The 14,737-nt window shown below is 55.1% G+C and carries 21 protein-coding genes and 1 tRNA gene; 11 read left to right on the top strand and 11 right to left on the bottom strand.

Annotated elements, in window-relative coordinates:
• Positions 1–22: 22 nt before the first annotated feature.
• Genes arsA through ACWB12_RS08155 form a run of 3 tightly spaced genes read right to left on the bottom strand, consistent with a single transcriptional unit; the run spans position 23 to position 2,933 of the window.
• Positions 23–1,795 carry an arsenical pump-driving ATPase gene (arsA, locus tag ACWB12_RS08145; protein ID WP_479529575.1) on the bottom strand — a complete coding sequence of 591 codons (1,773 nt, stop codon included), beginning with the start codon at positions 1,793–1,795 and terminating at the stop codon, positions 23–25.
• Between the two features lie 36 nt (positions 1,796–1,831).
• Complete coding sequence (gene arsD, locus ACWB12_RS08150) at positions 1,832–2,233, bottom strand: arsenite efflux transporter metallochaperone ArsD (RefSeq protein ID WP_479529576.1); 402 nt, start codon at positions 2,231–2,233, stop codon at positions 1,832–1,834.
• 52 nt (positions 2,234–2,285) lie between these two features.
• Positions 2,286–2,933: an MIP/aquaporin family protein gene (locus ACWB12_RS08155; protein WP_479529577.1), complete on the bottom strand. Its 648-nt coding sequence runs from the start codon at positions 2,931–2,933 to the stop codon at positions 2,286–2,288.
• Positions 2,934–3,120: 187 nt separating this feature from the next.
• On the opposite strand from ACWB12_RS08155, the gene ACWB12_RS08160 reads away from it, so the two are divergent.
• The 3 genes from ACWB12_RS08160 (at position 3,121) to ACWB12_RS08170 (ending at position 4,880) form a co-directional block, all read left to right on the top strand.
• On the top strand, positions 3,121–4,164 hold the full coding sequence (locus ACWB12_RS08160) for a PLP-dependent cysteine synthase family protein (protein ID WP_479529578.1): 1,044 nt from the start codon (positions 3,121–3,123) through the stop codon (positions 4,162–4,164).
• Between the two features lie 63 nt (positions 4,165–4,227).
• Positions 4,228–4,557: an ArsR/SmtB family transcription factor gene (locus ACWB12_RS08165; protein ID WP_479529579.1), complete on the top strand. Its 330-nt coding sequence runs from the start codon at positions 4,228–4,230 to the stop codon at positions 4,555–4,557.
• Between the two features lie 74 nt (positions 4,558–4,631).
• Complete coding sequence (locus ACWB12_RS08170; protein WP_479529580.1) at positions 4,632–4,880, top strand: hypothetical protein; 249 nt, start codon at positions 4,632–4,634, stop codon at positions 4,878–4,880.
• Positions 4,881–5,000: 120 nt separating this feature from the next.
• Here ACWB12_RS08170 and ACWB12_RS08175 read toward each other — a convergent pair whose 3' ends face one another.
• The 6 genes from ACWB12_RS08175 to ACWB12_RS08200 form a co-directional block, all read right to left on the bottom strand.
• Entirely contained in the window at positions 5,001–5,360 is a 360-nt protein-coding gene (locus ACWB12_RS08175; RefSeq protein ID WP_479529581.1) for a hypothetical protein, read from the bottom strand.
• Positions 5,361–5,861: 501 nt separating this feature from the next.
• A complete protein-coding gene (locus ACWB12_RS08180) occupies positions 5,862–6,293 on the bottom strand; it encodes an SRPBCC domain-containing protein (RefSeq protein ID WP_479529582.1) in 432 nt (143 codons plus the stop codon).
• Positions 6,290–6,586: an SRPBCC family protein gene (locus ACWB12_RS08185; RefSeq protein ID WP_479529583.1), complete on the bottom strand. Its 297-nt coding sequence runs from the start codon at positions 6,584–6,586 to the stop codon at positions 6,290–6,292. The genes ACWB12_RS08180 and ACWB12_RS08185 overlap by 4 nt, the downstream gene beginning before the upstream one ends.
• A gap of 20 nt (positions 6,587–6,606) precedes the next feature.
• The gene (locus tag ACWB12_RS08190; protein WP_479529584.1) at positions 6,607–6,726 is read right to left on the bottom strand and encodes an SRPBCC family protein; all 120 of its coding nucleotides are present in this window, start codon (positions 6,724–6,726) and stop codon (positions 6,607–6,609) included.
• Positions 6,719–7,054 (bottom strand): ArsR/SmtB family transcription factor, encoded by a 336-nt coding sequence (locus ACWB12_RS08195; RefSeq protein ID WP_479529585.1) that lies wholly within the window; start codon positions 7,052–7,054, stop codon positions 6,719–6,721. Before ACWB12_RS08195 ends, ACWB12_RS08190 begins: the two co-directional genes overlap by 8 nt.
• On the bottom strand, positions 7,051–7,488 hold the full coding sequence (locus tag ACWB12_RS08200; RefSeq protein WP_479529586.1) for a DUF4437 domain-containing protein: 438 nt from the start codon (positions 7,486–7,488) through the stop codon (positions 7,051–7,053). The genes ACWB12_RS08195 and ACWB12_RS08200 overlap by 4 nt, the downstream gene beginning before the upstream one ends.
• Before the next feature lie 136 nt (positions 7,489–7,624).
• Here ACWB12_RS08200 and ACWB12_RS08205 point away from each other — a divergent pair, with 136 nt between their 5' ends.
• A complete protein-coding gene (locus ACWB12_RS08205) occupies positions 7,625–8,074 on the top strand; it encodes an MmcB family DNA repair protein (RefSeq protein WP_479529587.1) in 450 nt (149 codons plus the stop codon).
• On the opposite strand, the gene ACWB12_RS08210 is transcribed toward ACWB12_RS08205, so the two are convergent.
• Positions 8,058–8,243: a DUF6324 family protein gene (locus tag ACWB12_RS08210; protein WP_479529588.1), complete on the bottom strand. Its 186-nt coding sequence runs from the start codon at positions 8,241–8,243 to the stop codon at positions 8,058–8,060. The genes ACWB12_RS08205 and ACWB12_RS08210 overlap by 17 nt on opposite strands.
• Positions 8,244–8,351: 108 nt before the next feature.
• Here ACWB12_RS08210 and ACWB12_RS08215 point away from each other — a divergent pair.
• A tRNA-His gene (locus ACWB12_RS08215) sits at positions 8,352–8,428 on the top strand.
• A gap of 186 nt (positions 8,429–8,614) precedes the next feature.
• On the top strand, positions 8,615–10,846 hold the full coding sequence (locus tag ACWB12_RS08220) for a DEAD/DEAH box helicase (RefSeq protein ID WP_479529589.1): 2,232 nt from the start codon (positions 8,615–8,617) through the stop codon (positions 10,844–10,846).
• A gap of 65 nt (positions 10,847–10,911) precedes the next feature.
• Here ACWB12_RS08220 and ACWB12_RS08225 read toward each other — a convergent pair whose 3' ends face one another.
• Positions 10,912–11,226, bottom strand: a complete 315-nt coding sequence (locus ACWB12_RS08225) for a DUF6476 family protein (protein ID WP_479529590.1) — start codon at positions 11,224–11,226, stop codon at positions 10,912–10,914.
• On the opposite strand from ACWB12_RS08225, the gene ACWB12_RS08230 reads away from it, so the two are divergent.
• The 5 genes from ACWB12_RS08230 to ACWB12_RS08250 form a co-directional block, all read left to right on the top strand.
• Entirely contained in the window at positions 11,225–12,253 is a 1,029-nt protein-coding gene (locus ACWB12_RS08230) for an RluA family pseudouridine synthase (RefSeq protein ID WP_479529591.1), read from the top strand. The two genes, ACWB12_RS08225 and ACWB12_RS08230, sit on opposite strands and share 2 nt — an antisense overlap.
• 111 nt (positions 12,254–12,364) lie before the next feature.
• Positions 12,365–12,814, top strand: coding sequence for a hypothetical protein (locus tag ACWB12_RS08235; protein WP_479529592.1), 450 nt, complete (start codon positions 12,365–12,367; stop codon positions 12,812–12,814).
• Between the two features lie 2 nt (positions 12,815–12,816).
• The gene (locus ACWB12_RS08240; RefSeq protein WP_479529593.1) at positions 12,817–13,038 is read left to right on the top strand and encodes a helix-turn-helix transcriptional regulator; all 222 of its coding nucleotides are present in this window, start codon (positions 12,817–12,819) and stop codon (positions 13,036–13,038) included.
• A 184-nt stretch (positions 13,039–13,222) separates the two neighbouring features.
• The gene (rpoH, locus tag ACWB12_RS08245) at positions 13,223–14,119 is read left to right on the top strand and encodes an RNA polymerase sigma factor RpoH (RefSeq protein WP_479529594.1); all 897 of its coding nucleotides are present in this window, start codon (positions 13,223–13,225) and stop codon (positions 14,117–14,119) included.
• Positions 14,120–14,304: 185 nt separating this feature from the next.
• A partial coding sequence (locus ACWB12_RS08250) for an acyl-CoA dehydrogenase family protein (protein ID WP_479529595.1) occupies positions 14,305–14,737 on the top strand: 433 nt, incomplete at its 3' end.

Raw genomic sequence — 14,737 nt, forward strand, 5'->3', positions numbered from 1 at the left:
CCTTGCGACTGGGCCAATTCACTCAGGCAGCCGCGTCGCTCCTTGTGACAGCACACAAATCTTTCAACTTGTCCACGCCGACTGGTTCTTGCGCCTGCATTGGCACAACTGCATAGCGGCTGGACAGATCATCGCGCACATGTGCGATCTGGGCCTGTTCTGCAAACGCCCGTTTGCGCAGCAGGGGTTGGCTGGTCTGGGCGGCGGCAAGGCTGGAATTGATAATCCAGCCCCATGGCTCGATCCCCGCGCGGCGCAGGTCGTCCTGTAGGCGCGATGCTTCCAGAACCGGCGTGGTTTCGGGCAGGGTGACGATCATGATCTTGGTCTTGTCAGGATCTTGCAAGCGCATCATCGGGGTGACCATACGGGCGCGGCTGGATTCGTCCGCGTGGCGCAGAATGTCCTTGTGATAAGAACCTGTCGCATCCAGCAACAACAACGTGTGGCCGGTTGGGGCTGTGTCCATGATGACGAATTGCTTGCTGGCGGCGCGGATCACCCGGGAAAACGCCTGAAACACCGCAATTTCTTCGGTGCAGGGCGAGCGCAGGTCTTCTTGCAGCATGGCGCGGGCCTGATCGTCCAGATCGCGGCCTTTGCTGGCCATCACCTGAGCATGGTATTTCGCGGTTTCGACCTCGGGGTCGATTCTGCTGACGCTCAGCCCCGGTTGCTCACCGGCAAGGGTTTCGGTGATATGGGCCGCCGGATCAGTGGTGGTGAGCAAAACATCATGCCCCCGTGCCGCCAGTTCCGACGCAATAGCCGCCGCCATGGTGGTTTTGCCAACGCCGCCTTTACCCATGAACATGATCAACCCCTTACCCGAGGTTTCAATATCATCGACCATCTGGCCGAGGCTTGGCAAGGTTGACGTGTTGGTTTGGCCCGCAGGCTCATCAAAGCCCGTATCGGCTGCACCTGCTGCAAAGCGTTTCAATGCCTCGATCCCTACAAGGTTTTCGCTACGCAGCGCAAATGTCTCGCGGGGCAGGGCCGCTACTTCTGGTGCCATGCCTGCCATCGCATCCAGATCACGCTGCAGCAAAGCGGCTGCCAGCGGATCACCAGCGGTATCTGCGGGCATCATGCCGTTGATTGCCAGCTGTTGGTTCTTGATCCCGATATCCGCCAGCTCAATGGACGTGCGCCCGACCTCTGCCAATGCAGAATCCCGTGGCCGCGCCACCAACACCAACCGCGTGGTGTCGGCGTCTGACAGACGATCCACCGCCGCGGCATAACGGTCGCGCTGTTTTTCCAGACCGGCGAGCGGGCCAAGGCAGGATGCGTCGCCCTTGCCGTCTTCTAAAAATCCGGACCATGCGCCGGGCAGTTTCAGCATACGGATTGTGTGCCCGGTCGGGGCGGTGTCAAAAATCACATGATCATAACGCGCAACCAACTCGTCATTGGTTAGCAGGGCTGTGAATTCATCAAAAGCGGCGATTTCAATGGTGCAGGCACCTGAAAGCTGCTCCTCGATGGTTTTGAGGGCTTCTTCGGGCAAAATGCCCCGCATCGGTCCTACAATGCGTTCGCGGTAATCGGCAGCTGCCTCTTCGGGATTGATTTCAATTGCATCAAGACCGGAGGCTTTGGTGATTTCGGTAATCTTGTTGCCGATTTCTGTTTCAAAAACTTGCCCGACATTAGACGCGGGATCGGTGCTGACCAGCAGCACCTTTTTACCTGTTCCAATCAGATTAAGCGAGGTGGCACAGGCGAGCGAGGTTTTCCCAACGCCACCTTTACCGGTGAAGAATACGAATTTTGGCAGGTCTTTGAACATTTGGGGTCGTCCTTCTAATCGTCTGGAAGCAATGTATTAACAGCAGCCGGTAGGGGCATCATCGGCGTCTGCGCTTGGCCCGCAACACCCCGTAATTGCGGTTTTTTCAACGGCATCACCTGCGTCTGGCGTGTATTCAACGCCCGCTAGTTCCGCCAATTCTGAACGTGCCGGATAGCGCCCCGAGGAATGCATTTTATCCCCCAGCAGAATCACCGGCAACCCGTCGACACCGGCGCTTTCCAGCACAGATTTAACTGTTTCATTCGTTGCAAATTCTGCCGGTTCCTGTGAAAGATTGATACGCGTTACGTCAACACCGTTGCTTTTAAGCCAGTCGAGATCAGCGGCGAAAGTTACCAGATTCTGGTCAACCTCTGCGCCACAGATTCCAGTGGAACAGCACATTGCAGGGTCATATATCGTTAAATGTTTCATTTGGTTTCTCCTGATATTGGTGATGTGTATTAGTGTGTTTCTGCGGGAATGCTCATTCGTTCAGCAACCATTTGAAGGTAAAGGTTGCGACCGTGGCTGCGATCAACTGAACCACGATGAAGGCCGCGACATGCGACGGGTCAATGCCTGCGAAAGTGTTGGAAAAACCCCGCGCAATCGTCACTGCCGGATTGGCGAACGAGGTGGATGCGGTGAACCAATAGGCGGCGGTGATATAGAGGCCGACGGCATAAGGGATCGCGTCGGGGCGCGATTTCACCAGCCCCAGTATGGTGGCGATCAGCCCGAACGTAGCGACGAATTCGCTAATCCACTGGCTGATACCGGTGCGGGCATGGGTGGACGGATCGATCAGCGGATTTTCAAACATCAGATGCGCGATGAAAACACCGATAATGCCGCCCGCGATCTGGGCGGCGACATAAAGCATACCATCGCGGGCACTGATTTCCTTGCGGATATAAAACGCCAAGGTCACCGCGGGGTTGAAGTGAGCCCCTGAAATAGGGCCGAATACCAGAATCAACACCACTAGAATTGCGCCCGTGGGGATGGTGTTACCAAGCAGGGCAATGGCAACATTCCCGCCAGCCAACCGTTCAGCCATGATCCCCGACCCGACCACCGTTGCCAGTAAAAACAAGGTTCCCAGCCATTCGGCAAATAATCTGCGCTGCATGTGGTTTCCCTTGGTTCAGGATCTGGGTTGAATTAAACGGCCGCAAGGCGACACATTACGGTAAGTGCCGAAATGTTAATTGGGTAAACCATGTGGGTAAAAACTTGTCAAGTTTCGATATTTCGGGTATTATCGATTTAAATGATATTCCAGTGAAAGGCGCCCGAATTCTGGACGATATTTTGACATGAACAATGTGTTTGAAGGCCCCGACGCGCTCCAGGATTTTTTGAATCCCGGCAAGCACCCGAACCTGCCAATGGTTGAGCTGCCCGCCAGCTTGAACCCGCTCGCCGGTGACAAGGTTCGGATATTCGCCAAACTTATGGGCATGTCCCCCCTTGGAAATGTCAAAGCGGTGCCTGCGTTTAACATGGTCCGTGAAATGCACAGGCGGGGCGACCTAGGAAAAGTCACACGGCTGGTTGAAAATTCATCGGGCAATACGGTGCTATCAATGGCGCTGGTGGCGCGGCAATTCGGTGTCGATCACACACAATCCTATGTTCCAAGTGAAATCTCATGGAATAAATTGCTTATGCTGCTGTTCTTTGGGGTTGAGCCAATTGTGAACGTCGAGCCGCAAAACCCGAGCGAAACCGATCCGGCAAGCGGCGTGGTTAAGGCCCGCGTTGACGGCGAAGCTGCAGATGCGATTAATCCCGGCCAATACGACAACCCTGACAATCCGGCCGCCCACGAAAAATGGACAGGGCCGCAAATCTGGGAGCAAACCGGCGGCAAGATTGATGTTTTCGGCGCCGGTTTGGGAACCACAGGGACGTTGATCGGCAATTCAAAATTCCTGAAAAAGCAAAACCCGAAACTGCGTGTGGTGGGAATTATGCGTGCGCCGGATCAATATGTGCCGGGGGTCAGAACCGAAAACCTGTTGAAACTGGTCGGGTTTGATTGGCGACAACATGTCGATTTCATCGAGGGGATCGAAACCGAGCAATCCTATCGCACCAGCATGGCGCTCAGTCGGTTGGGCATTCTGGCTGGGCCCAGTTCGGGTTTGGCGCTGGCCGGATTATTACAACATCTGGAGGGTCTGAAAAACGACGGTGGTCTGGATGATCTGCGCAATGCCGAAAGCGGTGAAATCACCTGTGTTTTCCCTTGCCCCGACAGCCCGATACCCTATCTGGACGAGTATATTAAATATGTAGACCGTTCTGAATTCCCGCCAATACAAAACGAGGGTGATCTGGTGAACAAGCCATCGTAGGCGCGTTCCGTAGGATCGGCGATTTACGGTGTTACACCGCATCAAATCAGGTAAAGGTGAAATATGGACCAGATTAGAGCAATTGATGCGTTTTCCGCCCTCGCCCAAGAATCGCGAATAGCGATTTACCGGATGCTGGTAAAAGAAGAACCCAACAGCCTGCGTGTGGGTGATATTTCCCAGCGGCTGGGCATCGTGCCCTCAACACTATCCGGACATCTATCCGTCCTGAAGCGCGCCGGATTACTGAAATCAACCCGCCATCAGCGAGAGATACACTACTCGGCAAATATAGAGACCATGAACGAATTGATCGGTTTTATGCTGCAGGATTGTTGTAATGGACAAGTGGAAAACTGCGCCAAAATCCTGACGCTGCTGGACCGAGCCTGACCAGTTAAAGAATACTTCCTATATGATATAGATAGCCATTCCTTTTCACAAAACGCGCCCTGCCCGGCATATTCGTGTCCGCCCTGATGTATTTCAACGTCGCCAACCTGTGGCATCTGGTGAACAGCTCCCCCATGGGCTGGGTGGCGGCCGTGATGCTGTTCATGTTCAACGGCATCGTATTTGCGGGGGTGCAGTTTGCCATAGCCAGCATGCGGATTGACGAGGATGACGAACCTAAGGGCGGCAAGCGTGAGCCGCTGGTGGTGGATTATGAGCCGATTGCCTTTCCGGTGGACGAGGGGCGTAAGCGGCGTCGGTAGTTGCTGTCAGGTGAAGTGCTAGTGTTGGTTCTTGATATTGGGCGCTTGCAAAAATCTCGGAAAAGTTAGTTGTGTGGGGAACGTTGCCGTTAACCGATTGTCTGGTTACGGTTAGACGGTTTAGCGACCACCTTTGTTGGATAATATTTTAGTGCAATATGTGAGCACTCGAACCATTGTTGGGAAAAGCACCCGAAAGATAACTGTCACTATTGCTGGTGGCGCCACCAGCATGAGAAAAATCATCCATGGATCGGCTTGAATGAGACCGAACCAAGCGCCGCTTCCGATCCAGAACAAAATACTCAGCGCAACCGTTGAGTAAGCGATTTTAACCGTGAGGCGCCGAATTTCTTTGCTGACCGGTGGACGTTGCATTTTCCAATAGAACACCCAACCCGTTAATACTGGGGCAATAATAAATGGAAGTATCATCAACGAGATTTGTGTGATCCTACCTTCGATACCGAGCCTAGCCAACGGAACTCCAGGTGGGATATCAGCAAGAGAGTGGGCAAATTTAGAACCCGTTATAGATACAATCGCCCCTATGACCACAAAAAACCAGCAAACGCCTACGTATCGCTTTTAATTCGCTCCGAAATTGCCAAATCACCATGACAATGATGTGGAGCAATGACAACCATAGGTTTACCGTGGCAACGGTCTAAAGGTCGATGGTAACCCAACGTCATGAAAACCGCAGGCCCGAGCAAACGGGCACTACCCTGTCGAATTTCCAGAAAACCAAAGGTGGCGGACCCGCGCAGGCCGTAGAGGTGCGTAAATTCCCGAGAACCTGTGTGTACAGGTGGGTGCCAGGTAAGTGGACCAAGATCCAAACAGAGCCAGCTCCCTATCGGTTGAGTAAGGCCACCGGAATTGAACCTCATGTTTACGAGAGAGGCAGAACCCGCCACTGCCTAATGTAAGGTGTGGCGAGGGGGTAGACAAGGGGCAGCAACGCGCGTTTCGGCGTTTCTATCCTGTTTCGGGGTTGGCAGGCGCGCCGTTCAGGTGGTTTTTCAGGCTATTTTCAAAATACCGCCCCCATCCGGCGACGCAAACCCTGTGGCATTCCATATCGGGGTTCAAGCCTTGGTGGGTCAGGGTCACACGGCTGCCCTGTGCGGTGGGTTCGATCTGCCACAACAGTTTGGAGCCTTGCCACTCGCCATAGTCGGACACGTCATCGATGATCATATTGGCGTCTATGCAGCTCCATGAGAACCGAGTGTCGGTTGCGTCCGGATCAAAGGCAAAGGTCACGTGGCTGTTGTAAAACCTGATGGTGGCCTGCGCGTCGGTTTGCTCGACCCGCAGGCTCCACCATTTGTCCATCTCGTGCCGAATGGCCTGTGCCGCATGTGCGACACTGGCCGTTGTGTCAATTGAGGCGCTGTAATCCATCATGCGCATTCCTGTGTGCTGCTGTTTTCGTGAATGTCGGTCCGCATCCGCGCGATGTGGTCATCCCAGCCTTTGTCCAGCGCCAGTGTCAGGCCAAACGCCTCGGCCCCTTGCGGCAAGCCGGTGTGTTCCAACGACAGGCGGGTGCCACCGGCCACATCCTCCAGCGTCCATTTAACGGTGCTGATCGCGTCGCCCATCGGGGCGATGGTAAAGGTGTATTCCAGCGCGTCAAAGGGATCGGATTTCAGCACCTTGCCCCACATCAGCTTATCGCCGCTCTCGGTGCCATACATCGCATAATCCTCGCCACCCTTCAGGGGGGGGTGGGTTTGTGGAACCAGATTGCCAGTTTGTCGGTGTCGGTCAGATAGGCCCAGACCTGTTCCTTGCTGGCGTTCAGGTAAATGGATTTACGGATTATTGTGTCAGTCATTGCTCATATCCTTTTCAATGGCAGTTTTAAGGGCCGTCAGGCGATCATCCCAAAAGGCGTCAAAGAACGTCAGCCAGTCCAGAACAGGGGCCATGCCCGCGGGGTTGATTTGGTTAATGCGCTCGCGGCCTTTGGTTTGAACCTCGATCAGGCCACCATCCGACAACACTGTCAGGTGCTTTTTCACCGCAGCGCGGGTCATGGCAAAATTATCGGCCACTTGGGCGATGGTCATGTTCTGATCGCGCAGCATCATCAGGATGTCGCGGCGTGTCGGGTCGGCCAAGGCGCGAAAGGTTCGTTGTGCGGCAACGTTTGACGTGTTCATTGGACCACCGGCAGAAAATCAAACGCGCCGTCCTGATAGAGATAGGCAATGCAGGGCACCTCCGAAACACAGGCGCTGATATGGGGCAGTCCCTTTGGCACCTCGTAAAACGATCCCGCCCCAACCCGCAGGGCGGTATCAGCATCTTGGCCTTCAGTAATGTGGATCATCTCGCCCTCGATTACGACGCCGAACATATTGGCGGATTTGATGTGCAGCGGGCTGGCAACACCGGCGGGCAGGCGTACCATGGCGCGGTAGGGTCCAGTGAACCGGTCGGCTTCCAATGCGGCGAAGGCGACGCCTTCGGGGGTATCGATCCAGTCAAGCAACGGGGCAGGGATCAGGGTGATTTCGGGCGGCTCGGCGGCCATTGCGGACAGGGATAATCCAGCGAGGGCGCAAAGGCTGAGTAAGGCAGGGCGAAGGGGCATCGGTATCTCCATGTAAAACCATTTGGTATCCCTTTATGTGATACCTTTAGGTTTCATGTTAATCGGTATTTCAGCTTTCACACCGGACAGCGCCGGCAGGCTTGCAATTCGTTCACTTTTTGTTCATGCTGATTGTATGCACCCAAATCTCCAACCCGGCCAACTTCTGGCTCGCGGCACCTGCCGCCATTTGCGCGATCTTGGCTTTGCCTGTGTCGTGGAAATGGTGCCGTCGCGTGGCCTGCGCGTCGATGTTATGGCGCTGGGGCCAAAGGGGGAAATCTGGGTGGTAGAATGCAAATCATCCCGCGCCGATTTTCAGGCGGACCACAAATGGCAGGGGTATCTGGCGTGGTGTGACCGTTACTTCTGGGCCGTAGATCAGGATTTTGACACCGACCTGTTGCCGCTGGAAACGGGCTTGATCATCGCTGACGGGTTTGACGGCGAGGTAATCCGCATGGGGCAGGAGGCAAAGCTGCCCGCCACCCGACGCGCCGCCCTTACCCGCAAACTTGCCCGCCATGCTGCGGAACGGCTGCACCTTATGCGCGATCCCGTTTTGGCGTTTATTTCCCAGCCGTAATGGTTTTCGCCGCCGCCATCAGTTCCTCGGCAATCTCGATCGCCTCCTCGGGCGAGAAATCCATCGGCAGGTCTATCCCGTCGCCTTCAATATAAATCCGCACCATGCCCAATGTGGTCGGGCCGATCTGGATGTTTGCGGCGGTATCGCTTTCGCTATTGATGCTCATCTGGGAACTCCGGTTAGATGCAAAGCTTGGCGATACGCACAATTGGCAGGTTTTTCAAGCGTGCCCTATTGCATTACCAACAGACGGGCGCTAATTGGGCAGCTGTGTGCCGGCGTAGCTCAGTTGGTTAGAGCGCTTGATTGTGGATCAAGAGGTCGCCCGTTCAATTCGGGCCGCTGGTACCATCCCTAATTTACCACATTGTGCATGTCTCGTGTAATTGACTTCGTCCGTCTGCCCGAACGCATTTGCAAACAATCGCTGCCTCGGGCCGCCGGACGAATACATTAATGATGATAAAACGAGAGATGATCTAAAAGACAAACTGTTGCCTTTGGTGTAACAACCCCCTATCTGGGCACGCTTGCGCAATGCCGCCCCTGACTCCGAAAGAAATAACCGTGACCGAAGTATCTGACCTGATGACCCCGCTTGCCCGCGCTTTAACACGCAAGGGCTATGAAACGCTGACGCCCGTGCAAGAGGCGATGGCGGACCCTGATCTTGTGGGTAAGGACGCATTGGTATCGGCGCAGACCGGATCGGGTAAAACCGTGGCCTTCGGGATTGCGATGGCGCCGACGATGCTGGACGGAGCCGAAAGTTTTCAACGGGCCGGTGCCCCTTTGTCGCTGATCATCGCGCCAACACGCGAATTGGCGCTGCAAGTGATGCGCGAATTACAATGGCTCTATGCTGAAACCGGTGCGCGGTTCGGATCGTGCGTGGGGGGCATGGATGCCCGTACGGAACGGCGCACACTGGATCGCGGGGTGCACATCGTTGTCGGCACGCCAGGGCGTTTGCGCGACCACATCACCCGCGGCGCGCTTGATTTGTCGGATATCCGATGTGTGGTGCTAGATGAGGCGGACGAAATGCTGGACCTTGGGTTCCGTGACGATCTGGAATTCATTCTGGACGCCGCCCCAAAGGAACGGCGCACTCTGATGTTTTCGGCCACCGTTGCGCGGCCCATCGCGCTGTTGGCCAAGACCTATCAAACGGATGCGGTGCGGGTGGAAACGGCGGGCGCACAAAAGCAGCACGTCGATATTGAGTACCGTGCGCTGGTGGTGAAACCCGCCGATAAGGAAAACGCCATTATCAATCTGCTGCGCTATTACGAGGCACAAAATGCGCTGGTATTTTGTGGCACCCGGGCGGCGGTAAACCACATGACGGCGAAATTCAACAACCGCGGTATGTCGGTTGTGGCGCTGTCGGGCGAACTCAGCCAGAACGAGCGCACCCATGCGCTGCAATCCATGCGCGATGGTCGGGCGCGGGTCTGTATCGCCACGGACGTTGCGGCGCGCGGCATTGATTTGCCGGGCCTTGATCTGGTGATCCACGCCGATTTGCCGCAAAATAAAGAGGCGTTGTTGCACCGGTCTGGGCGCACGGGGCGGGCGGGGTCCAAAGGAGTTTCGGCGCTGATCGTGCCGATGAGCCAGCGCAAAAAAGCCGAGCGCTTGCTGGGTTGGGCCAAGGTTTCGGCCAAATGGGACACACCGCCAACCGCCAAAATGGTGCAGGAACGCGATGACGAGCGTTTGCTGGAAGGCTTTACCGTCTCGGACAAACCCGACAGTGAATTTGTCGCCAAGTTTCTGGAAAAATACACGCCCGAGCAGATCGCAGCCGCCTATATCGAGCAATACCGTAGCGGCCGGTCAGCGCCCGAGGATTTGCAAACAGTTTCGGTGACGGGACCGGATGTCAAAGCCACACGTGATGAGTTTGCTGAAAGCACATGGATTTCGCTGACCATCGGGCGCAATCAAAAGGCCGAACCGCGCTGGCTGTTGCCAATGCTGTGCCGTGCGGGTGATATCACCAAGCGCGACATTGGCGCCATAAGGATGCAGCCGGATGAAACATTCGTGCAGCTGAACGCGCAGATTTCCAACGACTTTATCAAGGCGCTGGGTGGCAAGAAAGAGTTGGAGGAAGGTATCAAGGTGACGGTGCTGGATACACCTCCTGATTTGCCGCCACAGCCCCGCGGCAAACCATCCGGTGGACCGAAACGCCCCTATCAGCGACGTGATAGCGGTGATGGCGGCAAGCCAGCCTATAAGGGCAAGAAGCCGTGGAACTCTGATGACCGTGATGGCGGCAAGCCCGCTTACAAAGGCAAGAAGAAGTGGGATGGCGATGGCCGCGATGGCGGTAAGCCTGCGTATAAGGGTAAAAAGGCTGGGGATAGCGACAGCCGTGATGGCGGCAAACCGGCCTACAAAGGTAAAAAGAAGTGGGATAACGACGATAGTGGTGCTGATCGCCCCGCCTATAAAGGCAAATCCAAATGGGACAGTGACGAGCGCAAGCCTGCCGCCAAAGCCAAGCCTAAGTCCGCGACCAAATACGACAGCAAGCCGCGCCACAAAGAGGCGCCCAAGTCAGACTTCGCGCCGAAATTTGGCGGTGAAGCCGATGCAATGCCCAAGCGCGGTGGCAGCAAACCGCGGCCAAAGAACCTAGGGGCCGATGATCGTGGTGCCAAGAAGCCACGCCACAAGGCATCAGGCAAAGGCAAGTTTGCAAAACCTACGGGCAAGAAGAAGACGGTTAAACCGATGGGTAAGAAGCGAGACTAGGGCGCGACCCGCAAAAAACCTTGAAGGTTTTTTATAAGGATTTTTGAAAAATCCTTGGCGCGTGGTTAGGGCAGGATTTTTAGCGTCTGGCGAATATCGCCTGTTTTGGGGTCAAAAATCAGGATTTCGTCTTGGTCTGTCACTATCGCATACCAGTTCGATCCGCGGGTAAAGGCGGTGGCGCGTGTGCCATCGGGCAGGGTGATCGAGTTGGGCAGCAGCACGATTGCTGGCGGGTTCGTTATGCGCATGACAATCAGCCCGATAATCACTACAACGCCCACAATCATCGTGCCGGTCAGAACTGTGACCAGCTTGCGCAGAAATTTCAGGTTGGCCGGCTCTTGCGGCTCATCATTTGTCACTGGGGCGTCGTTCATGGCTGAAACATCCTCTATTACCGTTGTCATTTCCGACAACCCGTTTGTGCGCCTTGATAAGGCGTTATCAAGGGATGTGCCAGAGGATGCAAACCTCAGCCGGTCGCGGTTGGCAAAATTGATTGCGGGCGGACAGGTGGTGCTGAACGGTGCGGTCGAGGTGAACCAGAAGGCCAAGGTTGCTGCGGGCGATGTTGTCGTGATCACCGTGCCTGTGGCCAGTGAGAGCCATATCGAGTCCGAGGATATCCCGCTGGACGTGGTCTATGAGGATGACGATCTGATCGTGATCAACAAGCCTGTGGGCATGGTGGTGCATCCGGCCCCCGGCACGCCGTCGGGCACTTTGGTCAACGCGTTGATGCATTATTGCGGTGATAGCCTGTCAGGCGTTGGCGGGGTTGCGCGGCCCGGCATTGTGCACCGGATTGACAAGGAAACATCGGGCCTGTTGGTGGTGGCCAAATCGGATGTGGCACATCAGGGACTGGCGGCACAGTTTGAAAAACACACGGTCGAGCGGCGCTATCTGGCGGTGGTTTACGGCGCACCCGACGCTTATGATCCACGTCTTCGCGGCGTCAAAGGTGTGAACTTCGAGCCTGGAAACATCATGCGCATCACCACGCAACTGGCCCGTCACAAACACGATCGGCAAAAACAGGCGGTGTTGTTTGGCTCGGGTCGGCACGCGGTGACGCGCTCGCGAATTATCGAGCCGCTGGGCAATCCTGTGGTGGCGTCCCTGATTGAATGCTGGCTGGAAACGGGTCGCACCCACCAGATACGGGTGCATATGGCGCATGCGGGGCATGGGTTGATCGGCGATCCAACCTATGGCGGGCGGCGCAAACTGGCGGTGAAAGCAGTGGGCGAAGCGGGCCAAGCTGCGGCACGTGCGTTTCCACGCCAAGCACTGCATGCGGCTACATTGGGGTTTGTGCATCCGGTAAGCGGGGAAGAAATGCGGTTTGAGGCCGATATTCCCGATGATATGTCCACCCTTCTGCAAGCCTTGCGCAAATAGTCAGCCAGTAAGGTAATCTATATCGTTTTGATCCTGTGTATAGTATATTTGACTCTAAGTATAGAATCACATACTTAAGGTATGGTAAGTCATACCAAGCAGGAGCCCCTAATGAACTTTCAGCAGAAAAATATATATGCCTCGCTGTTCACCATACTGATTTTGTTCAGCGCCTATTATTGGAAGGTGTCCGACCTATACGCCGCAGGTGCATTTGACGGCCCTGAAGGCACCCGCCTGATTGGCAAGGCCATTTTGGCATTGATGGCTGTCGGGATAATTTTGCGGATTATCGGGACAATTTTGATCAGTATTTTCGATGCAATACAGACCAACACGCCCAAACCCAGTTTTCTGATTGACGAGCGCGACCGCGAAATTGAAATGCAGGCGTTAAAAGTTGGTAACAATTTCACGTTTTTCGGTATGGTATCGGCATTTCTTGCGCTGGCAATGGGCTGGAGCATTTTTGCGGTGTTTCAGGTCATCATTGCGAGTTGTGCTGCAAGCGCCTTGGCCGAGGTGGCCACCCAGTTCATCCTTTACCGTCGGGCGGCGTAAACATGGCCAAGATCAATGTTTCTAATAACATACGCCGGCTGCGGTTTGATGCGGGCGAGATGACCCAGAAACAACTGGCGCAAAAGGCAGGGGTTACACGGCAAACCATTGTGGCGATCGAAAATGCCAAATACGCACCCTCGCTAGAGCTTGCCTTTATGATTGCGCATGCCTTTGATGTGCCGCTGGCCGAAGTGTTCGTTTTCGAGCCGCCTTACATTTGACACAGAAAAGCACGCTTGCGTGAAGATTTGACACATATATAGATATTCTATTCTGGCGTATTCATATAAAGTTAATGGAACTAAAATATGGCCCGAAACACGGGTATCGACCTTGAAAACACGGCAACCATGCCTATCTTGATGTTAAGCCTATAAACATCACTACAATTAGGGGGCACAGAGTATGAGCAATTACACCAGACTACCCGCACCGTCACCGGAGCAGGGATTAAACAATTACCTTCAAAGCATCCGCAAGTTTCCAATGCTGGAGCCTGAAGAAGAATATATGCTGGCCAAAAGCTGGGTCGAGCGCGAGGATACTGATGCAGCCCACAAGCTGGTCACCTCGCACCTGCGGCTGGCTGCCAAAATTGCTATGGGCTATCGCGGCTATGGATTGCCGCAAGCCGAGGTGATTTCCGAGGCCAATGTCGGCCTGATGCAGGCAGTGAAACGGTTTGACCCTGAAAAAGGGTTCCGGTTGTCGACCTATGCGATGTGGTGGATCCGCGCCAGCATACAGGAATTTGTGCTGCGGTCGTGGTCATTGGTGAAGCTTGGCACCACGTCGGCCCAGAAAAAACTGTTCTTTAACCTGCGCAAGGCCAAAGCCCGCATTGGCGCGTTGGAAGATGGCGATTTGCGGCCCGAGAATGTGAAACGGATTGCCACCGATTTGGGTGTAACTGAGGACGAAGTTATCTCGATGAACCGCCGGATGTCGGGGGGCGATGCGTCGTTGAGTGCCCAAGTTGGGTCAGAGGGTGAAGGCACCATGCAATGGCAGGACTGGCTGGAGGATGAAGATGCCGATCAAGCCGGTGACTATGCCGACAAGGACGAGTTGGACGTGCGCCGTGAATTGCTGGTTGAGGCGATGGATGTGCTGAATGATCGTGAGAAGGACATTCTGGAGCAGCGCCGTTTGAAGGATAAGCCGGTGACGCTGGAGACACTTTCTGGTCAGTATGATGTTTCGCGCGAACGTATCCGCCAGATCGAAGTGCGGGCGTTCGAGAAAATCCAGACCCGGATGCGGGATTTGGCCAAGAGCAAGGGCATGATGGTTCCTGCCTAGGGTTTATCAGGGTTTGCGCCGCGCTACGCGCGTCGCCCCAAGGCGCTGCCCCCTGACGGGGACAGCGCCTTTTTTATGCCTGCGGCGCAGGTATTTGGAAAAAGAAGAAAGAGGGAGCCCAGTGACCCGAATCACGGCTTTGGTTAATTAATTGAACAAACGTTCAATAACTGACTGGAGTCGCCATGTTTAACGCTGTGATGAATTTCGATCTGGGCGAGGATGTGAATGCGATCCGCGACATGGTGCATCGGTTTGCACAAGAGCGGATCAAGCCGATGGCGGCAGCTGTGGATCTGAGCAACGAATTCCCCAACGAGCTGTGGCGCGAGTTTGGCGAGATGGGCCTGCTGGGGGTCACCACACCGGAACAGTATGGCGGCGCGGATATGTCTTATCTGGCGCATGTTGTGGTGGTCGAGGAAATTGCGCGGGCCAGCGCCAGTATCAGCCTGTCCTACGGGGCGCACTCCAATCTGTGCGTTAACCAGATCAAGCGCAATGGAACCCAGGAACAGAAGATGAAATATCTACCCAAACTGATTTCGGGCGAACATGTTGGCGCACTTGCGATGTCCGAGGCGGGCGCAGGTTCGGACGTGGTTTCGATGCAGTTGC

It is taken from the genome of Profundibacter sp. (genome assembly GCF_056498605.1).

Excerpts from the sequence above, each read along its gene's own strand:
- arsA (WP_479529575.1), bottom strand. The coding sequence starts at position 1,795 with ATGTTCAAAGACCTGCCAAAATTCGTATTCTTCACCGGTAAAGGTGGC.
- arsD (WP_479529576.1), bottom strand. The coding sequence starts at position 2,233 with ATGAAACATTTAACGATATATGACCCTGCAATGTGCTGTTCCACTGGA.
- ACWB12_RS08155 (WP_479529577.1), bottom strand. The coding sequence starts at position 2,933 with ATGCAGCGCAGATTATTTGCCGAATGGCTGGGAACCTTGTTTTTACTG.
- ACWB12_RS08160 (WP_479529578.1), top strand. The coding sequence starts at position 3,121 with ATGAACAATGTGTTTGAAGGCCCCGACGCGCTCCAGGATTTTTTGAAT.
- ACWB12_RS08165 (WP_479529579.1), top strand. The coding sequence starts at position 4,228 with ATGGACCAGATTAGAGCAATTGATGCGTTTTCCGCCCTCGCCCAAGAA.
- ACWB12_RS08180 (WP_479529582.1), bottom strand. The coding sequence starts at position 6,293 with ATGATGGATTACAGCGCCTCAATTGACACAACGGCCAGTGTCGCACAT.
- ACWB12_RS08185 (WP_479529583.1), bottom strand. The coding sequence starts at position 6,586 with ATGTATGGCACCGAGAGCGGCGATAAGCTGATGTGGGGCAAGGTGCTG.
- ACWB12_RS08190 (WP_479529584.1), bottom strand. The coding sequence starts at position 6,726 with ATGACTGACACAATAATCCGTAAATCCATTTACCTGAACGCCAGCAAG.
- ACWB12_RS08195 (WP_479529585.1), bottom strand. The coding sequence starts at position 7,054 with ATGAACACGTCAAACGTTGCCGCACAACGAACCTTTCGCGCCTTGGCC.
- ACWB12_RS08200 (WP_479529586.1), bottom strand. The coding sequence starts at position 7,488 with ATGCCCCTTCGCCCTGCCTTACTCAGCCTTTGCGCCCTCGCTGGATTA.
- ACWB12_RS08205 (WP_479529587.1), top strand. The coding sequence starts at position 7,625 with ATGCACCCAAATCTCCAACCCGGCCAACTTCTGGCTCGCGGCACCTGC.
- ACWB12_RS08210 (WP_479529588.1), bottom strand. The coding sequence starts at position 8,243 with ATGAGCATCAATAGCGAAAGCGATACCGCCGCAAACATCCAGATCGGC.
- ACWB12_RS08220 (WP_479529589.1), top strand. The coding sequence starts at position 8,615 with ATGCCGCCCCTGACTCCGAAAGAAATAACCGTGACCGAAGTATCTGAC.
- ACWB12_RS08230 (WP_479529591.1), top strand. The coding sequence starts at position 11,225 with ATGGCTGAAACATCCTCTATTACCGTTGTCATTTCCGACAACCCGTTT.
- ACWB12_RS08225 (WP_479529590.1), bottom strand. The coding sequence starts at position 11,226 with ATGAACGACGCCCCAGTGACAAATGATGAGCCGCAAGAGCCGGCCAAC.
- ACWB12_RS08235 (WP_479529592.1), top strand. The coding sequence starts at position 12,365 with ATGAACTTTCAGCAGAAAAATATATATGCCTCGCTGTTCACCATACTG.
- ACWB12_RS08240 (WP_479529593.1), top strand. The coding sequence starts at position 12,817 with ATGGCCAAGATCAATGTTTCTAATAACATACGCCGGCTGCGGTTTGAT.
- rpoH (WP_479529594.1), top strand. The coding sequence starts at position 13,223 with ATGAGCAATTACACCAGACTACCCGCACCGTCACCGGAGCAGGGATTA.